At 43.2% G+C, this 15,896-nt stretch carries 18 protein-coding genes, 1 tRNA gene and 1 pseudogene; 10 read left to right on the top strand and 10 right to left on the bottom strand.

Going from position 1 to position 15,896, the window contains the following annotated elements:
* Positions 1-36: 36 nt before the first annotated feature.
* The gene (locus tag VM802_RS30810; protein WP_325538132.1) at positions 37-2,001 is read right to left on the bottom strand and encodes a GNAT family N-acetyltransferase; all 1,965 of its coding nucleotides are present in this window, start codon (positions 1,999-2,001) and stop codon (positions 37-39) included.
* Positions 2,002-2,092: 91 nt separating this feature from the next.
* On the opposite strand from VM802_RS30810, the gene VM802_RS30815 reads away from it, so the two are divergent.
* Positions 2,093-2,218, top strand: coding sequence for a hypothetical protein (locus tag VM802_RS30815; protein ID WP_325538134.1), 126 nt, complete (start codon positions 2,093-2,095; stop codon positions 2,216-2,218).
* A gap of 509 nt (positions 2,219-2,727) precedes the next feature.
* Here the strand turns inward: VM802_RS30815 and VM802_RS30820 are convergent.
* From VM802_RS30820 to VM802_RS30830, 3 genes are all read right to left on the bottom strand, one after another.
* Positions 2,728-3,177 (bottom strand): VOC family protein, encoded by a 450-nt coding sequence (locus VM802_RS30820; protein WP_325538136.1) that lies wholly within the window; start codon positions 3,175-3,177, stop codon positions 2,728-2,730.
* Positions 3,178-3,208: 31 nt separating this feature from the next.
* A complete protein-coding gene (locus tag VM802_RS30825; protein ID WP_325538138.1) occupies positions 3,209-3,592 on the bottom strand; it encodes a VOC family protein in 384 nt (127 codons plus the stop codon).
* 307 nt (positions 3,593-3,899) lie between these two features.
* Positions 3,900-4,262 (bottom strand): winged helix-turn-helix transcriptional regulator, encoded by a 363-nt coding sequence (locus tag VM802_RS30830; protein ID WP_325538140.1) that lies wholly within the window; start codon positions 4,260-4,262, stop codon positions 3,900-3,902.
* A gap of 109 nt (positions 4,263-4,371) precedes the next feature.
* Between VM802_RS30830 and VM802_RS30835 the strand changes: the two genes are divergently transcribed.
* The gene (locus VM802_RS30835) at positions 4,372-5,256 is read left to right on the top strand and encodes a PhzF family protein (RefSeq protein ID WP_325538142.1); all 885 of its coding nucleotides are present in this window, start codon (positions 4,372-4,374) and stop codon (positions 5,254-5,256) included.
* A gap of 144 nt (positions 5,257-5,400) precedes the next feature.
* On the opposite strand, the gene VM802_RS30840 is transcribed toward VM802_RS30835, so the two are convergent.
* Together VM802_RS30840 and VM802_RS30845 are read right to left on the bottom strand one after the other, a co-directional pair.
* Positions 5,401-5,832, bottom strand: coding sequence for a hypothetical protein (locus tag VM802_RS30840; RefSeq protein ID WP_325538144.1), 432 nt, complete (start codon positions 5,830-5,832; stop codon positions 5,401-5,403).
* Between the two features lie 155 nt (positions 5,833-5,987).
* On the bottom strand, positions 5,988-7,526 hold the full coding sequence (locus VM802_RS30845; RefSeq protein ID WP_325538146.1) for a glycosyltransferase family 39 protein: 1,539 nt from the start codon (positions 7,524-7,526) through the stop codon (positions 5,988-5,990).
* 143 nt (positions 7,527-7,669) lie between these two features.
* Here VM802_RS30845 and VM802_RS30850 point away from each other — a divergent pair, with 143 nt between their 5' ends.
* Entirely contained in the window at positions 7,670-8,056 is a 387-nt protein-coding gene (locus VM802_RS30850) for a winged helix-turn-helix transcriptional regulator (RefSeq protein WP_325538148.1), read from the top strand.
* 75 nt (positions 8,057-8,131) lie between these two features.
* Here the strand turns inward: VM802_RS30850 and VM802_RS30855 are convergent, their stop codons facing one another.
* Entirely contained in the window at positions 8,132-8,305 is a 174-nt protein-coding gene (locus VM802_RS30855) for a class I lanthipeptide (RefSeq protein WP_325538150.1), read from the bottom strand.
* 39 nt (positions 8,306-8,344) lie between these two features.
* Positions 8,345-8,521, bottom strand: coding sequence for a class I lanthipeptide (locus VM802_RS30860; RefSeq protein WP_325538152.1), 177 nt, complete (start codon positions 8,519-8,521; stop codon positions 8,345-8,347).
* Between the two features lie 369 nt (positions 8,522-8,890).
* Here VM802_RS30860 and VM802_RS30865 point away from each other — a divergent pair, with 369 nt between their 5' ends.
* The 7 genes from VM802_RS30865 (at position 8,891) to VM802_RS32470 (ending at position 14,869) form a co-directional block, all read left to right on the top strand.
* On the top strand, positions 8,891-9,136 hold the full coding sequence (locus tag VM802_RS30865) for a hypothetical protein (RefSeq protein ID WP_325538154.1): 246 nt from the start codon (positions 8,891-8,893) through the stop codon (positions 9,134-9,136).
* Positions 9,137-9,229: 93 nt separating this feature from the next.
* Positions 9,230-9,303, top strand: a tRNA-Pro gene (locus tag VM802_RS30870).
* Between the two features lie 286 nt (positions 9,304-9,589).
* Positions 9,590-10,843 (top strand): site-specific integrase, encoded by a 1,254-nt coding sequence (locus tag VM802_RS30875; RefSeq protein WP_325538156.1) that lies wholly within the window; start codon positions 9,590-9,592, stop codon positions 10,841-10,843.
* A gap of 190 nt (positions 10,844-11,033) precedes the next feature.
* Positions 11,034-11,354 (top strand): helix-turn-helix domain-containing protein, encoded by a 321-nt coding sequence (locus VM802_RS30880; protein WP_325538158.1) that lies wholly within the window; start codon positions 11,034-11,036, stop codon positions 11,352-11,354.
* A 510-nt stretch (positions 11,355-11,864) separates the two neighbouring features.
* Positions 11,865-12,092, top strand: coding sequence for a hypothetical protein (locus VM802_RS30885; RefSeq protein WP_325538160.1), 228 nt, complete (start codon positions 11,865-11,867; stop codon positions 12,090-12,092).
* A gap of 78 nt (positions 12,093-12,170) precedes the next feature.
* Positions 12,171-13,604 carry a TlpA family protein disulfide reductase gene (locus VM802_RS30890; RefSeq protein ID WP_325538163.1) on the top strand — a complete coding sequence of 478 codons (1,434 nt, stop codon included), beginning with the start codon at positions 12,171-12,173 and terminating at the stop codon, positions 13,602-13,604.
* Positions 13,605-14,650: 1,046 nt separating this feature from the next.
* Positions 14,651-14,869, top strand: a complete 219-nt coding sequence (locus VM802_RS32470; RefSeq protein WP_325538165.1) for a helix-turn-helix transcriptional regulator — start codon at positions 14,651-14,653, stop codon at positions 14,867-14,869.
* A gap of 507 nt (positions 14,870-15,376) precedes the next feature.
* Here the strand turns inward: VM802_RS32470 and VM802_RS30900 are convergent.
* Together VM802_RS30900 and VM802_RS32495 are read right to left on the bottom strand one after the other, a co-directional pair.
* Positions 15,377-15,715, bottom strand: a complete 339-nt coding sequence (locus VM802_RS30900) for an HU family DNA-binding protein (protein ID WP_524537107.1) — start codon at positions 15,713-15,715, stop codon at positions 15,377-15,379.
* 70 nt (positions 15,716-15,785) lie between these two features.
* Positions 15,786-15,896 (bottom strand): annotated as a pseudogene (locus VM802_RS32495) (IS982 family transposase); the annotation flags it as partial.

A 15,896-nucleotide genomic window follows, 5' to 3' on the forward strand; every position in this document is an offset into this window, starting at 1 on the left:
ATGTTGAAGTAAGGTGATTAAGATGTAGTGTGATGTTTATAGATCATTCGTTAAAAACAAAAGACGATCAAAGAAGAGAGGATAAAGGTGTTCTGACCTGCCCTGACAAACGAAGCCCATACGCTGGTAAAGACGGGATGCAGGATTGTTTTCCCATACGGTAAGGGCAAGGCGCTGGCATTCCCATTGCTGTGCAACCTGGATCATGTGTTCATACATAGAATGGAAATACCCCTGGCCCTGCAACTTAGGATCGATGATTACAGCGTGTATAGAACAATCTCCATTGCGTTGATGATGACGGAGAAAACGCAGATAATTTTCTTCCACTTCCCTCATTTCATCCCGGTAGTAAAAGTCGCCTTTGATCGAAATGTCTTTGTTCTCCTGCATAACAGAACGCTCAGGGCGGAATGCGCCGATCCAGTCTCCCTGTGTATTGTAGCAGAGTTCAAACTGAGGAAGGAAGGGTTCTACATTCTGTTTGCGGTAAAGTGTTTCAAAATCATATCCCAGTTTATTCCGGAAAGAATAGTAATCGATATAATAGCCGGTGCTGTAAAGCAGTTTGCCAAGACGTATCTGATCTTCTTCAGTCGCCTGATCGCCTTTTATCCATGAAACCTTGTGCGGTTTCTGTCTGCGGACTACAGGGCTGTTTTGTAACGGGTACCAGAAGTTACCCTGGCGGATCTGTGCTGCGTTGCGTGCAACCATGTATTGTGCGAAGAGGTTGTTCACACGATCCAGCTGCGGATCTTTTGAATTGACAGAATAATAATTAAAGAAGTCATCGGTATTACGCAATTGTGCAAAGTAAACCACACGCAGCCTTTCTTCATTTTTTAGTAAAGCGATGTGTTTCTCGAGGTCGAGTGCATTCGGCAGCGACCATTCAAATTCTTCCAGGCAGTGGATGACAGCATCGTAGTGGGCTTGTTCTTGTGTGGTCAGCGGTACCAGCTCATTCCCGAGACGGGCTTCAAACAGCACACGCATACCAAATATTCCGATCTGAAGCTCTTCTCTTTCCATCGGCCCTAATATGGAATAACGGTCAAAAAAGGAACTGTAATCCAGTATCCTTTGGGTTAAAGCGCTGCTCCATATTTCGTAGAAGCTGTTGAAGAAATCCCGCTCTACCTGCTCTGCATGCGAAGGATGCTGCAGGTGGCTTATTTCGATTCCTGCAATATGCGCATCCAGGTGCTTTCTCATGTCGCGCATAAAGGGGTCGTCGGGGGCCGCGAGGATAAAACCATCCTCATCCCGGAATGAGTTCAGGCAGCTGAGTTCAATACCTGCAGGTACTTCAGGAAATCGTAGCATAATGGCGGAGTATTTATGCGGAATCGTATCCACATCAATATAGATACCTCCTTCTCTCTCCAGAATGAAAAACCGTGAATAATCAGACAGGTTAACATAATAGCCTCCTGCATACAGGAGCTGGAAATGTTCCCACAGCGCGGGCTTTTCTTTTTTGAGCGCCTGAGATAAGGACCGTACGCATAGTTGCACCTGTCCGAAGCAATAAGTTCCAAGAACGGCGTCACATGGAGAGTCTGCTTTACCTGCAATAAAATGCGGATTGTTCGCCAGTTGATCTTCGTCCCAGATCCAGAGATACGACTGAATACTTTTTTGATGATGCTGATAGATGTGCTGAATAAGGAGGTCCCACTGGTAGATGGTTTGCCGGGATAGATTGGAGAGATCCCCGCCAAGCCAGATACGATGCAGATTCAGCTCTTCTATCTTTGTGGTGTTGATAGCGTAAATGGAAGAAAGTTCATCCAGGTTGAATTCACGCTGATAGATGCTGATCCGCGAACGGATCTGCTGTAGTCCCTGTTCCCACTGAGAATTGTGGCCCTGTTCATCAGCATCTTTTTTAAGATCCTGTAACATCATCTCGCATTCAAATAATGGGTTTTCCAGGTCGATAGATTGGAATGCGTTACAATCGTCTGTCTGTAGTTGATAGGTTACGTTTTGCATATGGTTATATTATTTAAATGGTGAAAGAATATTGCATAGAGGGTCACAGCCTGAATACATCTCAGGCCGTTAGTGGCGGAATACCATGGCTATGCGGTACGCAAAATGGAGATACTATATCTGTATATACGGGCAACTGGCCGGCTTTACAGCCGGCGGCACAGGACGATTGTTCACATCATTCCTGATACTCTTCATCAAGACGCAAACACCCTAAAATGGCTTTTTTTATGAATGAATATGGTTATTGTTGAACAATAGCGCATGACCACTATGCTCTATTGGCTCTATTGAAGCGGGTTTTCTAAACAAATTAGAGCTGGCTTCCTCTGGCATATGACACCCAATTCACAATTTCTGCGCATAAAAGTAAAAATGCTCACAGCAGTTCTTTTGCAGTCATTTCAATTTTATCAAAAAAGTATAATCATAGTTGTTTGATTAAGCCGTTGGAGGGATTTGGGGTTTGGATGTTTGTAGCGGGGGTGTCGTTTGTTATGGTAGCGGTTGTTGATTTGTTTGCTGTTAATAGTGGTTTGGATAATGTAGGTAGTACTGCAAACGAATTGTACATGTTGTCGTTAATACAATAATATAGGGACTGTGAATCATTAAAATTCATACAAAGTAGTATCTGATAAAAAATTATCACACTGACTACGGTAGAATTTGCAAAGGAAAGAATTGAGTCAAACAGCAGCCCGCTGCTGTTTGACTCAATTTTATTTATTGCTGTGGAGCTTTTGCAGGATCATCATAATTAACCATCCAGTTGATGTTGAATTTATCGGTGAACATACCGAAGTAAGCCCCCCAGAAAGTATCTCCCATGGGCATGGTCACGCGGCCGCCTGCGGAAAGACCAGCGAAGATTTTATCCGCTTCTTCGCGGCTACCCGCGCCTACTGAAATAGAAAAGTTGTTGCCTTCCTTAAGGCTTGCAGCCCAATCGCCTGCGGTATCGCTACCCATCAATACGGTTTCTTTGCTGATCGGCAGACTGACGTGCATGATCTTGTTGGCATCTTCAGGGCCTACTTTCATGCTGTCATCGCCAGGAGGCATTTCTCCAAAGCGGCCGATGAAAGGGAATTCACCCCCGAATACAGATTTGTAAAAGTTGAAGGCTTCTTCGCAGTTGCCATTGAAAGTAAGATAGACATTTACTGTAGCCATGGTTGTTCTTTTAGCTGTTTGGGAATATTATTTATTGCATGGAATGAAAGCCGATGCTATTGCCTTCCGTATCGCTTGCGATGCCAACAAAGCCGTATTCGCCAATAGAGAACTTGGGCGCATTTATCTTTCCGCCGGCAGCCTCTACACGACTGAGTTCTGTAGCACAGTCGTCACAGGTGAAGTAAATCAGCGTGCCTGCGGCGCTGGGTTGGCCCATTTCATGTTTTACCAGTGCACCTGAAGCATTGGGTGCATCCGGTTCTGAAGGGAAAGCAAACATCTGACCGTTGAACCCTTCAGGAGAAGGCAGTTCTGTAAGCGTTATGCCTAATACGGTTTCATAAAATTTCCTGGCTCTGGTCATGTCATCTACATAGATTTCGAACCAGCCAACTGGATTGATTTGTGCCATGTCGTGAGGTTTTAGGTATGAAAAAATAGTTGATGAACTGTGTAAAGACAATGTGGTAACAGGTGCCGTTCATCAAGCACGATATTACAGGTCGCTTCAGTTTTAGTTTGCTTCTATTGAGCCAGTATGCCCATTCAACATGATACCCGCATCTGTACCGGGTTTTGGGATTCCTCTAAGGATGTCTTACCATCCCCTCGTATAAAGTTAAATATTTTATCAGGCAAAAGCTAGTTTCATGAAAATATAACATGAACGGCAGCATTCAGTATGGCAGCGGCGTGGTCCGGTGGGGCAATGTTGAGAGTTATCCCCGCTGTTTTATCTTCCTGCGATGATTTAATCCCCAGTTGACCAGACTCTCTGTAACCGGGAATACGCTCTGCCCGTATGTTGTAATATCGTAGCGTACCGTAACGGGTTTGGTGTTCAGTACGGTACGGGAAACAAGCAGGTTGATCTCCAGATCCTGCAGTTCCTTCGATAACATCTTGGCGGATATACCATCTACATCGCGCTGAATTTTCTTGAAGGTATTGGTTTCATTGATGTGATTGTTCAGATGACGCATAATCCTTAGCTTCCATTTCCCGCCCAGCACCTCCAGGCTGTCGCGGATGGCATTTAACTCTTCTTCACAGGTGGCGTCCTGCTTTTTTTGCTCTTTCATATGTACTGACCAGTTAACAGTTGGTTACTAGTTACCTGTAGTTAACCGATAACAAAAGTAAACTATTTACCGCTAGTTTTGAGCCGTCATAAATCATTAAATCAGGAAGATGAAAAAACTGGATTACTACGTGTTAGACGTATTCACAGATCAACGATATAAGGGCAATCAGCTCTCCGTAGTGTGTATCGAAAACGAACTGACGCTTGAACAATACCATGATATTTCCAGGGAGTTCGGCTATTCGGAAACGTCTTTCGTTCATTACTCAACAGAACACCATGCTTTTAAAGTACGGTCATTCACGCCTGCAAAGTTTGAAGTGGCCGGTGCGGGGCATAACCTGCTCGGAGCTGTTTGCCTTGCACTACTGAAGAAATGGGACATTTTTAAAGAGCAGGGTGACCAGCCCTGGGTATTTATAACTGATACTAAAATTCCACTGGAGATCTCCGAAGAGAACGGCCTGCCTTATGTAGCCATGAAGCAAAGACCGGCGGAGGTAATCAGAACCGTTCCGGTAGACGTGATTTCCGGGGCGGTGGGCTTAAGTATTGAAGAGCTTTCATTGTATGACTGGCTCATCAGTGTAGTGCAGACTGAAGTACCGCATTTGATGGTACCTGTAAAAGATGCAGCAGCGCTTAAGAACGCAGTTTCCCATAAAGCCCTGCTGAAAGAGATATCCGGTAAGTTTGGTTTTGAAGGTTGTTATCTGTTTACAACAAATACAGCTGATGATCAATACCTGGCAGAAACGAGATTTTTTAATCCCGGAATAGGCATTGATGAAGATCCCGCCACAGGTACCGCAGCAGGCCCTCTGGCAGGGTATCTTGACATGCTTGGTTATATCAGGAAGAACGAAAACTTTCAGATCCTGCAGGGGCAATATATAGACCACCCCTCCACTATCCGTGTGAAAGTGCAGGCAGATGGAATCTGGGTAAGCGGCGCCGCTGCAATTGTAATGGAAGGCCGGATTTATTTATGATAACGATACTACGTTAAGGTATACACGCTAAAGTTGTATCAACAACATTGTTATTTGTTATTGCATCGTCTGAAAAAAAACCGGCACAGGCTTTTGCCTATGCCGGTTTTATACTGATAATATATAAATATTTCTACGACAATATTACCTGCACGGTCCGTTCACATCCATACTATTTGCACTCATCAGGCTTTGTTGTAAGGCCCTTTTCGTCATATTCTGTACATACGCTTGTCTTTCCTGGGTAGAAGCGGTGGCAAGGTTGCCCTGTACGGTAATCGATGCAATGGTACTGGGGCCGTTAATACCGTTTATGTGTATCTGCCAGTTGCGTCCGCCTCCCTGAATGACGCCCATTACATCCAGTCTTACAGTGCCGGTCGTGATCCGGAAAGGAGGTAACCGCCAGATGTCTGCGAACGTCAGCTGGGCGATGGTATTGTTTGCATCCTGCATATTAACGGGGGTGGGCTGATAATAGTTAGGGATAGGCCCTGTATTGTTGATATTGATGGTACAATTGGGGTCATTAAGTAGCATCTCGTCCTGCTGGTGTAAGATTTCTTCTTTAGACATAATATAAATTTTTGAGGGTGAAAAATGTGATAGAAGTCTCATTCCAGATTGGCCATTGTATTATGTTTTCATAGTTAAGGCCATAACTGGGAAATTAATAACAACAGCAAACGCCAAAAGGTTGGGATAACCTGCCGGGTTGATGTGTCTGTCTTTTATTGATTAGATGCTATCTCTTGCTTTATCCGCTGAATAATATTCACTTTCGCTTTGGTGAACACAAATATGGTGGTACCACATTCCCTGGCAAATGGATTGGTGATAGAATCGGCGACCATAGCGGTCTGAAAATAGGGCGCTGTTTCCTGCAACTCCTTATCCTTATTATGCGCATCTTTAATTCTGATAAGATGCACATACGGTTTGCTGAGATCAAACCAGTTGATGTAATCTGCATTGAAGGAAGAAGCGCGCACACCTTTTCTGGTATAATAATTAATAGCGCCGGCTTGCCCGTAGTTATCGCAGAGCACCAGCGTACGATCTGAATCAGGCAGCGTTGCATACGCACTGTCTACCTTATGCGCCAGCTCTTTCCAACCCAGCATATCGGCGAAGTCCTGCGGTAGCGGATGATCTTTACCGTCTTCCCATCGTAACTGGCCCAGTTGTTTATACTCCTCCTGATGCGCCTGAATATATTCGGGACTCCTGTTGGGGAATACCGTTTTATACATCTTGATGAAAACAAGTGATGGAAAAAGAAACAACACCGGCCACAGGTATTTTCTTAGTCCTTGTGACAGCACATCGGCCAGAAATACTGCACCAAAAGCAATATATACAGGATACAGACCGATTGCATAATAATCTTTTGCCTTGAGAAAGGTAAAGACAGCTAATGTAAAAACCATCACCCAGAAGAATAGCCGGTAAGGCCGGAAAGGAGCATAAGTCAGCAAGGCATATAGTCCGGCTATGATGACTGGCAGTGAGCCTAAGAAGAATAACAACTGAGACTTGAGGAAATCTGATCTGTTTACATGTACCAACTGTCTGTCGGATAGTTCTTTAAAATGATGAACAACGGGAAAGTGATGATAGTACTGCCAGGCAAGATTGGGAAGAATCAGCAGGAAAGCAAGCAGCATGGCGATGTAAAAGTGCCGTTGCGATAATAGTCCACGCTGACGGCTGAGCACAACGGCGGGTAGCAACCCCAGTAAACAGAATGCAATATTGTATTTATTCAGGAAGCCCAGCGCAAATACTACCGCCATAACGTATAACCATGAACGTTGCCGGGTGTCGGTATATTTTATAAAGATGTAGTAGAGAGAAGTCCAGCATAGTGCATCCAGTGAATTGGGCTGGTAGAGTGTATTCAGGCGAAGCAGCCCGGAAAACAGCACGCAGAAGGCTGCCAGCACCTGGGCAGACAGGTTGCCTTTCAGTGTCTCTACTGTTTTCCATACTACCACAATCGTCAATGCGCCAAAGAGGGCCGGGAAGAACTTGATCCAGAAAACGGTATTGCCCAGCCAGCCTATAATGCAGGAGATCCAGGACGTTACCGGCGGCACAGACAAATAACCCCATGCCAGATGGGTGGCCTGGTCCAGGTGAAGGTATTCGTCCCGTTGCAGGTCATACGCCGGGCTTATCAGCACATATTGCAGCAGGAATTTCAGGATGATGAATCCTGTCAGAATAAGTGTTCTCTTTGATATCAAGGTATAGCTTTGGATTTGCATCTTACAGATTATCACACAAACTAAGGAATAACCCGCTTATTTACAACATGGTCGTTACCGGAAAATTTCTTTGTAAAATAGACGCCAGCGCCTAACTTTACGCAAGTGCAGCCAGACAGGGGGTGCATAGAAATCCATAAACAATGACCAGAAAGAAGAACTCTACATTTTCACGCAACGAAGAGTGCATCATTCAATGTGATCTTACCTATGCGGTACTGAAGATCGGTGGCAGGTGGAAGCTGCAGATACTGAGCAAGCTGGAAAGCCAGAAGCTCCGGTTTAGTGATCTGAAGAAGGAGTTTTCCTATGTAACAGAACGTATGCTAACCCTGCAACTGAGAGCGCTGGAGCAGGATGGTCTGATTAAACGTACCGTATATGCAGAAGTGCCACCCAGGGTGGAGTATGAACTTACTGAAATGGCAGCAGGACTGGGACCTATTCTTAAACAGTTAAGTGATTGGGGAAGGCAGGTGAAGAACATGAGCAAAAAGGAATTGCTGACAGAACCACAGGAAATGAGATAATAAGTACTGCTGTAAAATAGCTTGCCCCCGTAAAGTACCAACTTTGCGGGGGCATTTCTTTTTGTGATGCCGTACTCAACAGCAGGGCCTGCCCGAGCAGGCAGTAGGACGTGCAGTGGTTTCACCGGTACAGCGTACACCTAATGTGGCGCCGCCAAACATTTTGTTTAGCTGGTCAGCTTGCAGTTCCGCGATAACGGTCTTGTCGAGGAGGAGCTTTTTGCTGAGGGCAATTTTTTTCTTTTTCATGATGTGTGGGTTTTGGATTCAATTAATATTACAGGATTATTAACAGCAGATAAGTGGGCCCCAGCTTGCGCATATGGTAGGCACACGGGTGTAGGGGCAAGGATCTACAGCTGTAGCACCGCCAATTAATGCATATTGCTGGCTGGATTGTAATTCGGCTACAGTCAGTTTGTTGAGGACGAGTTTTTTGCTGAGGGCAATTTTTTTCTTTTTCATAAATGATGGATTTAAGGTTAAATGAATACGATCAGTCGGAGAAAGTTTGAATCTGAATGCGCGCTCAGGATTATGACAGGAGCTTCATCATCATACGGCGCCCCTGGTTTTGCTATGCTATAGTACAGATTTTCAGAGAAGCTATACTGCAGCTTCTCTTGGGGTATAACGCGGGAGTGCGGGCTTCAATGATAAAACTATATTGAAACTTTGTTGAAGAAGCGGGCAGATTGTTACAGCCCGCATTGACCAGTAGATAAGTATATAGCAAATGTTTCCTGGAATGATCCGGATATATCAGATGAATATTGTATTTGCTGAATAATAATATTAAATTGGAAGTATTGTTTAATCCTGTATAGTCACACTATGAAAAAGAAAAAAATCACTGCGCCTTTGCTGCTCAAGAAGGACATTATCGCTAACCTGAACATGGTTACCAGTGGGGGTAACGAACCGGAAACGATGCCGGTTAACAGTTACAGATGTGAGACAGCCGGTGCACCATGCACTACTGATGATCCGGAGCCTAATCCGATGTCTTGCGACTGTGGCAGTCCTACATTCAGGGATACCTATGCCCAGTGCGGTACGCGTCCAGGACATGCGTGCTGACGCCAGTCGTAAAATCCTGGCTGCTGTAGTGTTTCCGGGCAACCAAAAAAATTTGGCGAAAAATGAAAAAGGTTGTTAAATTTGCCTCCCTTACGGGATGTAGCGCAGCCCGGTAGCGCGCTTCGTTCGGGACGAAGAGGCCGCTGGTTCGAATCCAGTCATCCCGACAGAGAAGCACTCAAAGCTTCGTATAAAGCCTGATAATCTAGGATTATCAGGCTTTTTCATTTTTTTCAAACGCAAAACACCTCATTTATTTTGATGTGGTGTGGTGGCAAAAAGGTGACCAGATTTAAATTTTAAATTTGGTCACCTTTTTCGTTGTATATACTTGTATATCAAAAGGTTGTATGGCTATCAAATGGCCCCCTTTTCACTCATTTGATGTCATTTTTTGCTCGCAGTGCAGCACGAATCTGAAGAACGGATTGACAAACGCAAAAATGATACAAAATGAAAAGCAACCACAGTTTCGGCGTTCACTTCTATATCAGGAGAGATCGCGGCAGTAAAGACCAATCGCCTCTTTACGCACGTATCGTTGTCGACAGTCGTCGCAGCGAATTAGCCACCAAATTCAAAGTCCCGGTAAAAGACTGGAACAGTGGCAAAGGAATGGCAAAAGGGAGAAGCGATTCCCTGAAGCAGTTAAATACTGACCTGGAACAAATACGGGCCGGTATAGTAGCGACCTATCACGAACTGCTCCAGGAGCAAAAAGCGATTACATCGGATTCCGTAAAGGCCCGTTATCTTGGCAGGGATGTTGTTAAAGAGGAAACTCTTTGCAGCTTGATGACCTTTCACAACGAGAGTAATAAACACACGCTCACTTATGGCACGCTGAAAAATTATTACACCACCTGCGACTACCTGAAAAAATTCACGCAGCATTACTTCGGCAAACCTGATTGTTACCTCTCTCAATTAGACTTCCGGTACATCACTGAATTTCAAAATTACCTGTTCTGTAATCCCGTGAAAACGTATGATCCTCTTGCCAATAATGGATTGATGAAGCACCTGGAACGGCTTAAAAAAATGGCACGTCTGGCTGTATCTCTTCAGTGGCTGGACCGTGATCCGTTCGAAGGATTTAAGCTTCGGTTCCATAAAGTGGAACGCGACTTTCTCAATGAAGCAGAATTGTTGAACTTACAAAAGGGTAAGATTTCAGATGTACATATCGCTTTTGTAAAGGACCTGTTCGTATTCAGTTGCTATACAGGTCTTGCCTATTGTGATATACAGCTCCTGAAAAAAGAGCATATCGTAAAAGGCATCGATGGCGGAACCTGGATTTATACTTCCCGTCAGAAAACCACGATAGCGGTGCGCATCCCGCTGCTGGATATTTCCGAGCGGATACTGCAAAAGTATATGGACGAAGGTCAGCCGGCATCCTCCTTCATATTCCCGCGTATCACCAACCAGGAAGTGAACAGGTGTTTGAAAATAATCGCCGGTATCTTTAACATCGGTAAGAACCTGACCTTCCACCTGGCCCGACATACCTTCGCTACTACTGTAGCCTTGTGCAATGGTGTTCCTATTGAAACGGTCAGCAAGATACTGGGGCATTCCAAAATAACTACCACGCAGATATACGCCAAGGTCGTAGAAATGAAACTCAGTATGGACATGAGTGCACTCAGCGAAAAGCTGCGCGCAAAGGAAAAACCAGAACCATCGCTACAGACTGCCTAACGCCTATAAGCCTGCTCAGGAGGAGCAGGCTTAAAATTTTCCTAAATTCAGGACCACATGAGGATGATATGATGAAATAGTCCACGCACCGTAACGCATATTTGCGTAAACACAGGTAAACGGTAATGCTTTGCGGAGGCATTCATAAAATGCTTTACTGCTTTACCGTATTCATATAAAATGCAACGCTATGAGCAGGGCGAATCGTGAATTTGAAAAAGTTGCAACGCAACGCATGACAGCCGATGAATTAATCACCCGGTCAGATCTCGAAAAATTCAGGGAAGAAATGCTGGAAGGGTTCCGGCAATTATTGGAAGCGCATATCTTCCCAAAGGAAAAAAACTGGCTGAAATCCTTCCAGGTAAGAAAGCGTTTAGGCATATCATCGAATACTTTACAGGAGCTACGTGACAGCGGCAAACTTCCTTATTCAAAGGTCGGCGGCTTATTTTACTATAGCCAAGATGATATCGACAAGATGCTGGAAGAGCGAATGAAAATTGGGTAGCATGTAATTTAACTTCCTGAGTATTGAAATCCCCATCTAATCGCTAGGTGACCGCACACCGCTGGTCACCTAGCGATTACGGGCTACCTGAAAATAATAAATAACATTAGGCGGAGTGGGTTAATTGTTCCTCTGCTATCATTGATTTGATCTGCTATCTCTTGGGTGCACCTACCCTGACCGGGCTGGGCAGCTACCAACAGTACCTGCTTCTTTGCGGAGTAAAGAGGTAGATGGAAAAATAATTTGCTGCCAATGCGTGGACCCGTTCCTCCATATGGCTCGGAAAAAATATTTGATTTATTGGTATTTAAAAAGTAGATTTAAAAGCATTATTACTAGAGATTGGACCTTATACTTTTCCGTAGCATCATTCCTTTATTTTATCAACTGATTCTTATTTCTGTACGCAAACATTGTATCCTGTCTATCAATTCATTTTATCAGGTTAGCCCCCCTGGACCTGCAATTCCTATTCAGGGGTATTTATTCAACATAAATACAAATAAAATGAAAAAAAATGTTCTGACGAATGCAACCCAATTCGGACAAGCCCTTTGCAGAGAGGATTTGAAAAAAATTAAAGGCGGCGGAGTGTATAATTTCCATTGCTACACTCAACCCGATTACACGCAGAAGACTGCCGGAGGCTGTATAGGCTCTTACGATGGCTGCCTGGCAGCAGTAAATGATTGGTGTATGAGCACGAAAGGATGCATTGCCTGTATGCCTATCTGATCAATTATTAGGGCTGACCAGCTATATCAGCCCTAATATCCCAATTTTGTACCTCCTGGTTTAAAAATCCGAACAGTCATGCTGATAAGATACTTTGGTCCCATATTTCCATTATTATTTTTTGCACCGGCATATGCACAGCATGTTCATATCACTGGGAAGGTAAATGATGCTTCCATAAACCCGTTAATGATTACAAAACTAGGCCTGGAGATAAATATTCCCGGTCGAACTGTTAACGAAATACCTTATTTAACCGGGGCAGTATTTAAGGCAACGATCCCAATCGAAGGCATCGGTCTCTATAAAGTCGAAGACGGAATTACAGGACATATTATTTTACTGGAACCCGGAGATTCCATACAACTTGATCTCATCAAATTGCCTCCGCGGGAACATCCGGGTAAATTTTTCCAAATGAAGGTTAAAGCCAGGTATCAAGGTAATCTCACTTTCTTTGATGAGTTGGAAAATAAAATCGGCGCAACAATAAAATATAATTATGAAGAGCCAATCATGTTCAAGAACAAATGCGATAATGCTTACCGGATCGCTGTAAACTTACTGAAGGAATATCAAAACCGAAAGATTGTTTCGGATAACTTTCCCGGCTTTGCAATGGCAGAGTTAAATGCCAACTATGTACTATGGCTATGCGAGCTGTTTGCAGTATTTCCAAGAAAAGAAATGCCCTCAGAAATTACATCTGAGATAAAGCAACAACCGTTTAACGATTCGTTATTTGCGGTCAGTACACAGGACTATATAGTTGCAGCAGCGGTATACAACGGTTACATCCTAAATGAATTTGATCCTAAAAACTGGTATGCCAATCTTACCAATGAATTTAATTCAATTGAAAAGAACTATACCGGAATTGTGAAGGAATGGCTGATGTACAGAAAGCTTGAAAATTACATAGGGAAAGGGCATCCTGCATTCGACTCGATTCTAAATGTCTATTTAAGAATGGACGGAAATGCTTATCTACGATCGAGGATCATTCAACAAATCGGGAAACAGCAGTCTGCAAATGATAATAGTGTGGACAGGATACCAATGTCCAACATATTACGCAGCGTATACCTGAAGGATCTCAAAGGGATCAGGATGTCCATGGCGGAAATGCTCAAAGAAAATACGATTTATGTTATCGACTGCTGGGCTACGTGGTGCTTCCCCTGCCAGCAGCAATTGCCTTTTATTCAGGAAATCGAAAAAAAATATAAGGGGAAAGTGCGTATACTTTATGTATCCTTCGACAAGGAAAAAAGTAAATGGGTTAAGGATATTGCGAAAAACGGGAAGGCTTCAAGCAATCAATATATTTTCGAGTCCGGTATTCGGTTGTTCTCTTCCTACTTTGGCATAACCGCTATCCCACACTATATCCTGATAGGGCAAAAAGGAGCAGAAGTGTTATGTAAAAAGATGCCCTTACCCGTTCAAAAGGAGTTTACGGAAATACTGGACAAGTATTTGATGCCTGATAATAAGAAAACGCTATTCTAACTTCCTGTTAAATGGATGCACAGAAAAATCCTACTTCAAAGGACAGAATTTTTGCATCGTATTCTGCCGGCAACCAAAAAATGAGTACTATATATTTGGGCGGATGTAGATACACCCCCCACTCATTTTTTCATTTTGTAAAATCCGAAATTATTAACCCACCGAATTTTTGCCAGACAGATTTAAATTTTAAACAAAATCGGGGAGGCGGTAAAGACCGCCCCTTTCCTTTCCCCTTTGACGTACAACATAGAAAGCTAAGTGTATGCTGTGTAACAGCAGTTGTATAATAGGTTTGCCGGAGCATTGGCCCGAAATCTGACCATTCAACTACCTCCAGGCAGTAGCCTCCAAAGCGCGGGTCTTCTGACCAGTTTCCAGGCTCAAGTATTTGGGTAAGTTCTTCCAGGAATCCACCGGTTGAATAGTAATCCTTTATCTCTATTATTTTATTTTCAGGACAATAAAAACAAAGGGTAAATGCCGGAAGCGCAAAAACGCGCGGTTTTGTTAAACAATAGAAAAGGAATGAAAACACAGGCAAGCATTTTTATCAGTTATCGGATTGAAGGCAGCAGTAGAAACTGCGCCCCGTCCATGTAACCATTTGAGTTGGCGAATGCTTTGTTGTATTGTTGGATAGTAGCCTCACCTGGTTAAATGGCAGGCCTGCATAAAAAAAGCGCAGGACTCTAACTTGCAGCCAGTGCGGCCCCTCGGAGGGCTCCGGGACGTACAAGAAAGAGCCTACGCAAATAACGTAAGCTCATCTTGATCCGTTCCCGATAGTAGAAATTTCCGAGGTTTCGCACCTGGACGGATAAGATACTGCGACTTTAAGGCCGCAATATAGTATTTTCCATAAACTTTAACTTATTAAACATAATAGATAATATTATCAATTACATTTAAAATTTAATCTAAATTAAATAATTAGTTTCATATTTTAATCATATAGGATAAAAAAATCCTGTATAATTAAAATATTATCCGTAAATGATAATTTTACGCAATTTGTAGTTAATTATAGATTATATCTTTGTCGCGTGCAAAGAATAATTTTTAATAGAATTAAAGAAGTTTTAGCCGCTAAAAGGAGAACAAATAAAGATTTAGCGGAAGCTATAGGCGTTACCCAGCAGGCAGTGAGCAAATGGGTAACTAACCGGCATCAACCCAGCATTCCTATACTGTACCGGATTGCGGAATACTTACAAGTACAAGCACCCTCCCTGCTTTTACCGGAGCAGATAATCGAAGAATAAAAGATTACTGCCAGAGAAGTTTTGGGGTCATTATCCTCCCTGTTTTTTTAACTGCTCTGTTCCCCTCATTTATTTAACCGATCAATCTTTGGGCCGCTTGCATAAACCACAATCAGCGATTCTTAGTACCTGCGGTTTTGATGTTTAAATCGTGTGTTTGAAAAAGCGGTTAGCAAATCCATCTCCGATAATGAATTAATTACCTGATCGGGCCTATAGAAATTCAGGAGAAAATTGCCAGAAGCTTATACCCTACAAGGGGAATATCCTGTCCGAATTCCTGCCTGATAGGAGCCCATTTAGGCGCATAATATCTTATACTATAGAGAAAGATGAATAACGCTTTCACACTTTCTTATTTAGAGGAAGAAGCTTATTATTTATGACAAGGGCACATCGTAAAATGCCGAAATTTTAAATACATTGGCCTGAAAAAAAGGAAGTACAATACGATAAAAGCCAGTCAGGACCGGCTTTTGTCGTATTGCAAAGTCCAGAAAAAAAGTATTACTTTTTCTTAGCCTTTCCATTTACGGCTTCAGAAAAATCTTTACCAGCCTTAAATTTAGGAGTCTTCTTCGCTTTGATTTTTATCGTTTCTCCAGTCTGCGGGTTACGACCATTGCGTGCGGCGCGTTCGGTAATCGAGAAAGTACCGAAACCTACCAATGTAACGGTGTCGCCGCCTGTTATTGCTTTAATAATGGAACCGGTAAAAGTGTCGATGGCTTCATTAGCCTGGGCTTTAGTGATACCTGCAGCTTTGGCGATGGCATCGGTCAATTCAGCTTTGTTCATTTTTAAAAATTGAAAATGATTTAATGGGAATACAACAAATATAGGCATGTCACCTGAAAATCCATAAAGGCAATCTGTAAATTAATCCAACATAATACTATAATAACGTGTTGTGCTATTAAAAAGCTAAAGCGTGTTTGATCTTAGAAATTTTTTGTCCGTTTTTGAAATTGATAAACTGGAGTAAGGAAGTTGCTGACAGCTTGGAAGCTAATCTGGTAGCTAAACC

The organism is Chitinophaga sp. (assembly GCF_035538455.1).
In the GTDB taxonomy this organism is placed as follows: Bacteria; Bacteroidota; Bacteroidia; order Chitinophagales; family Chitinophagaceae; genus Chitinophaga.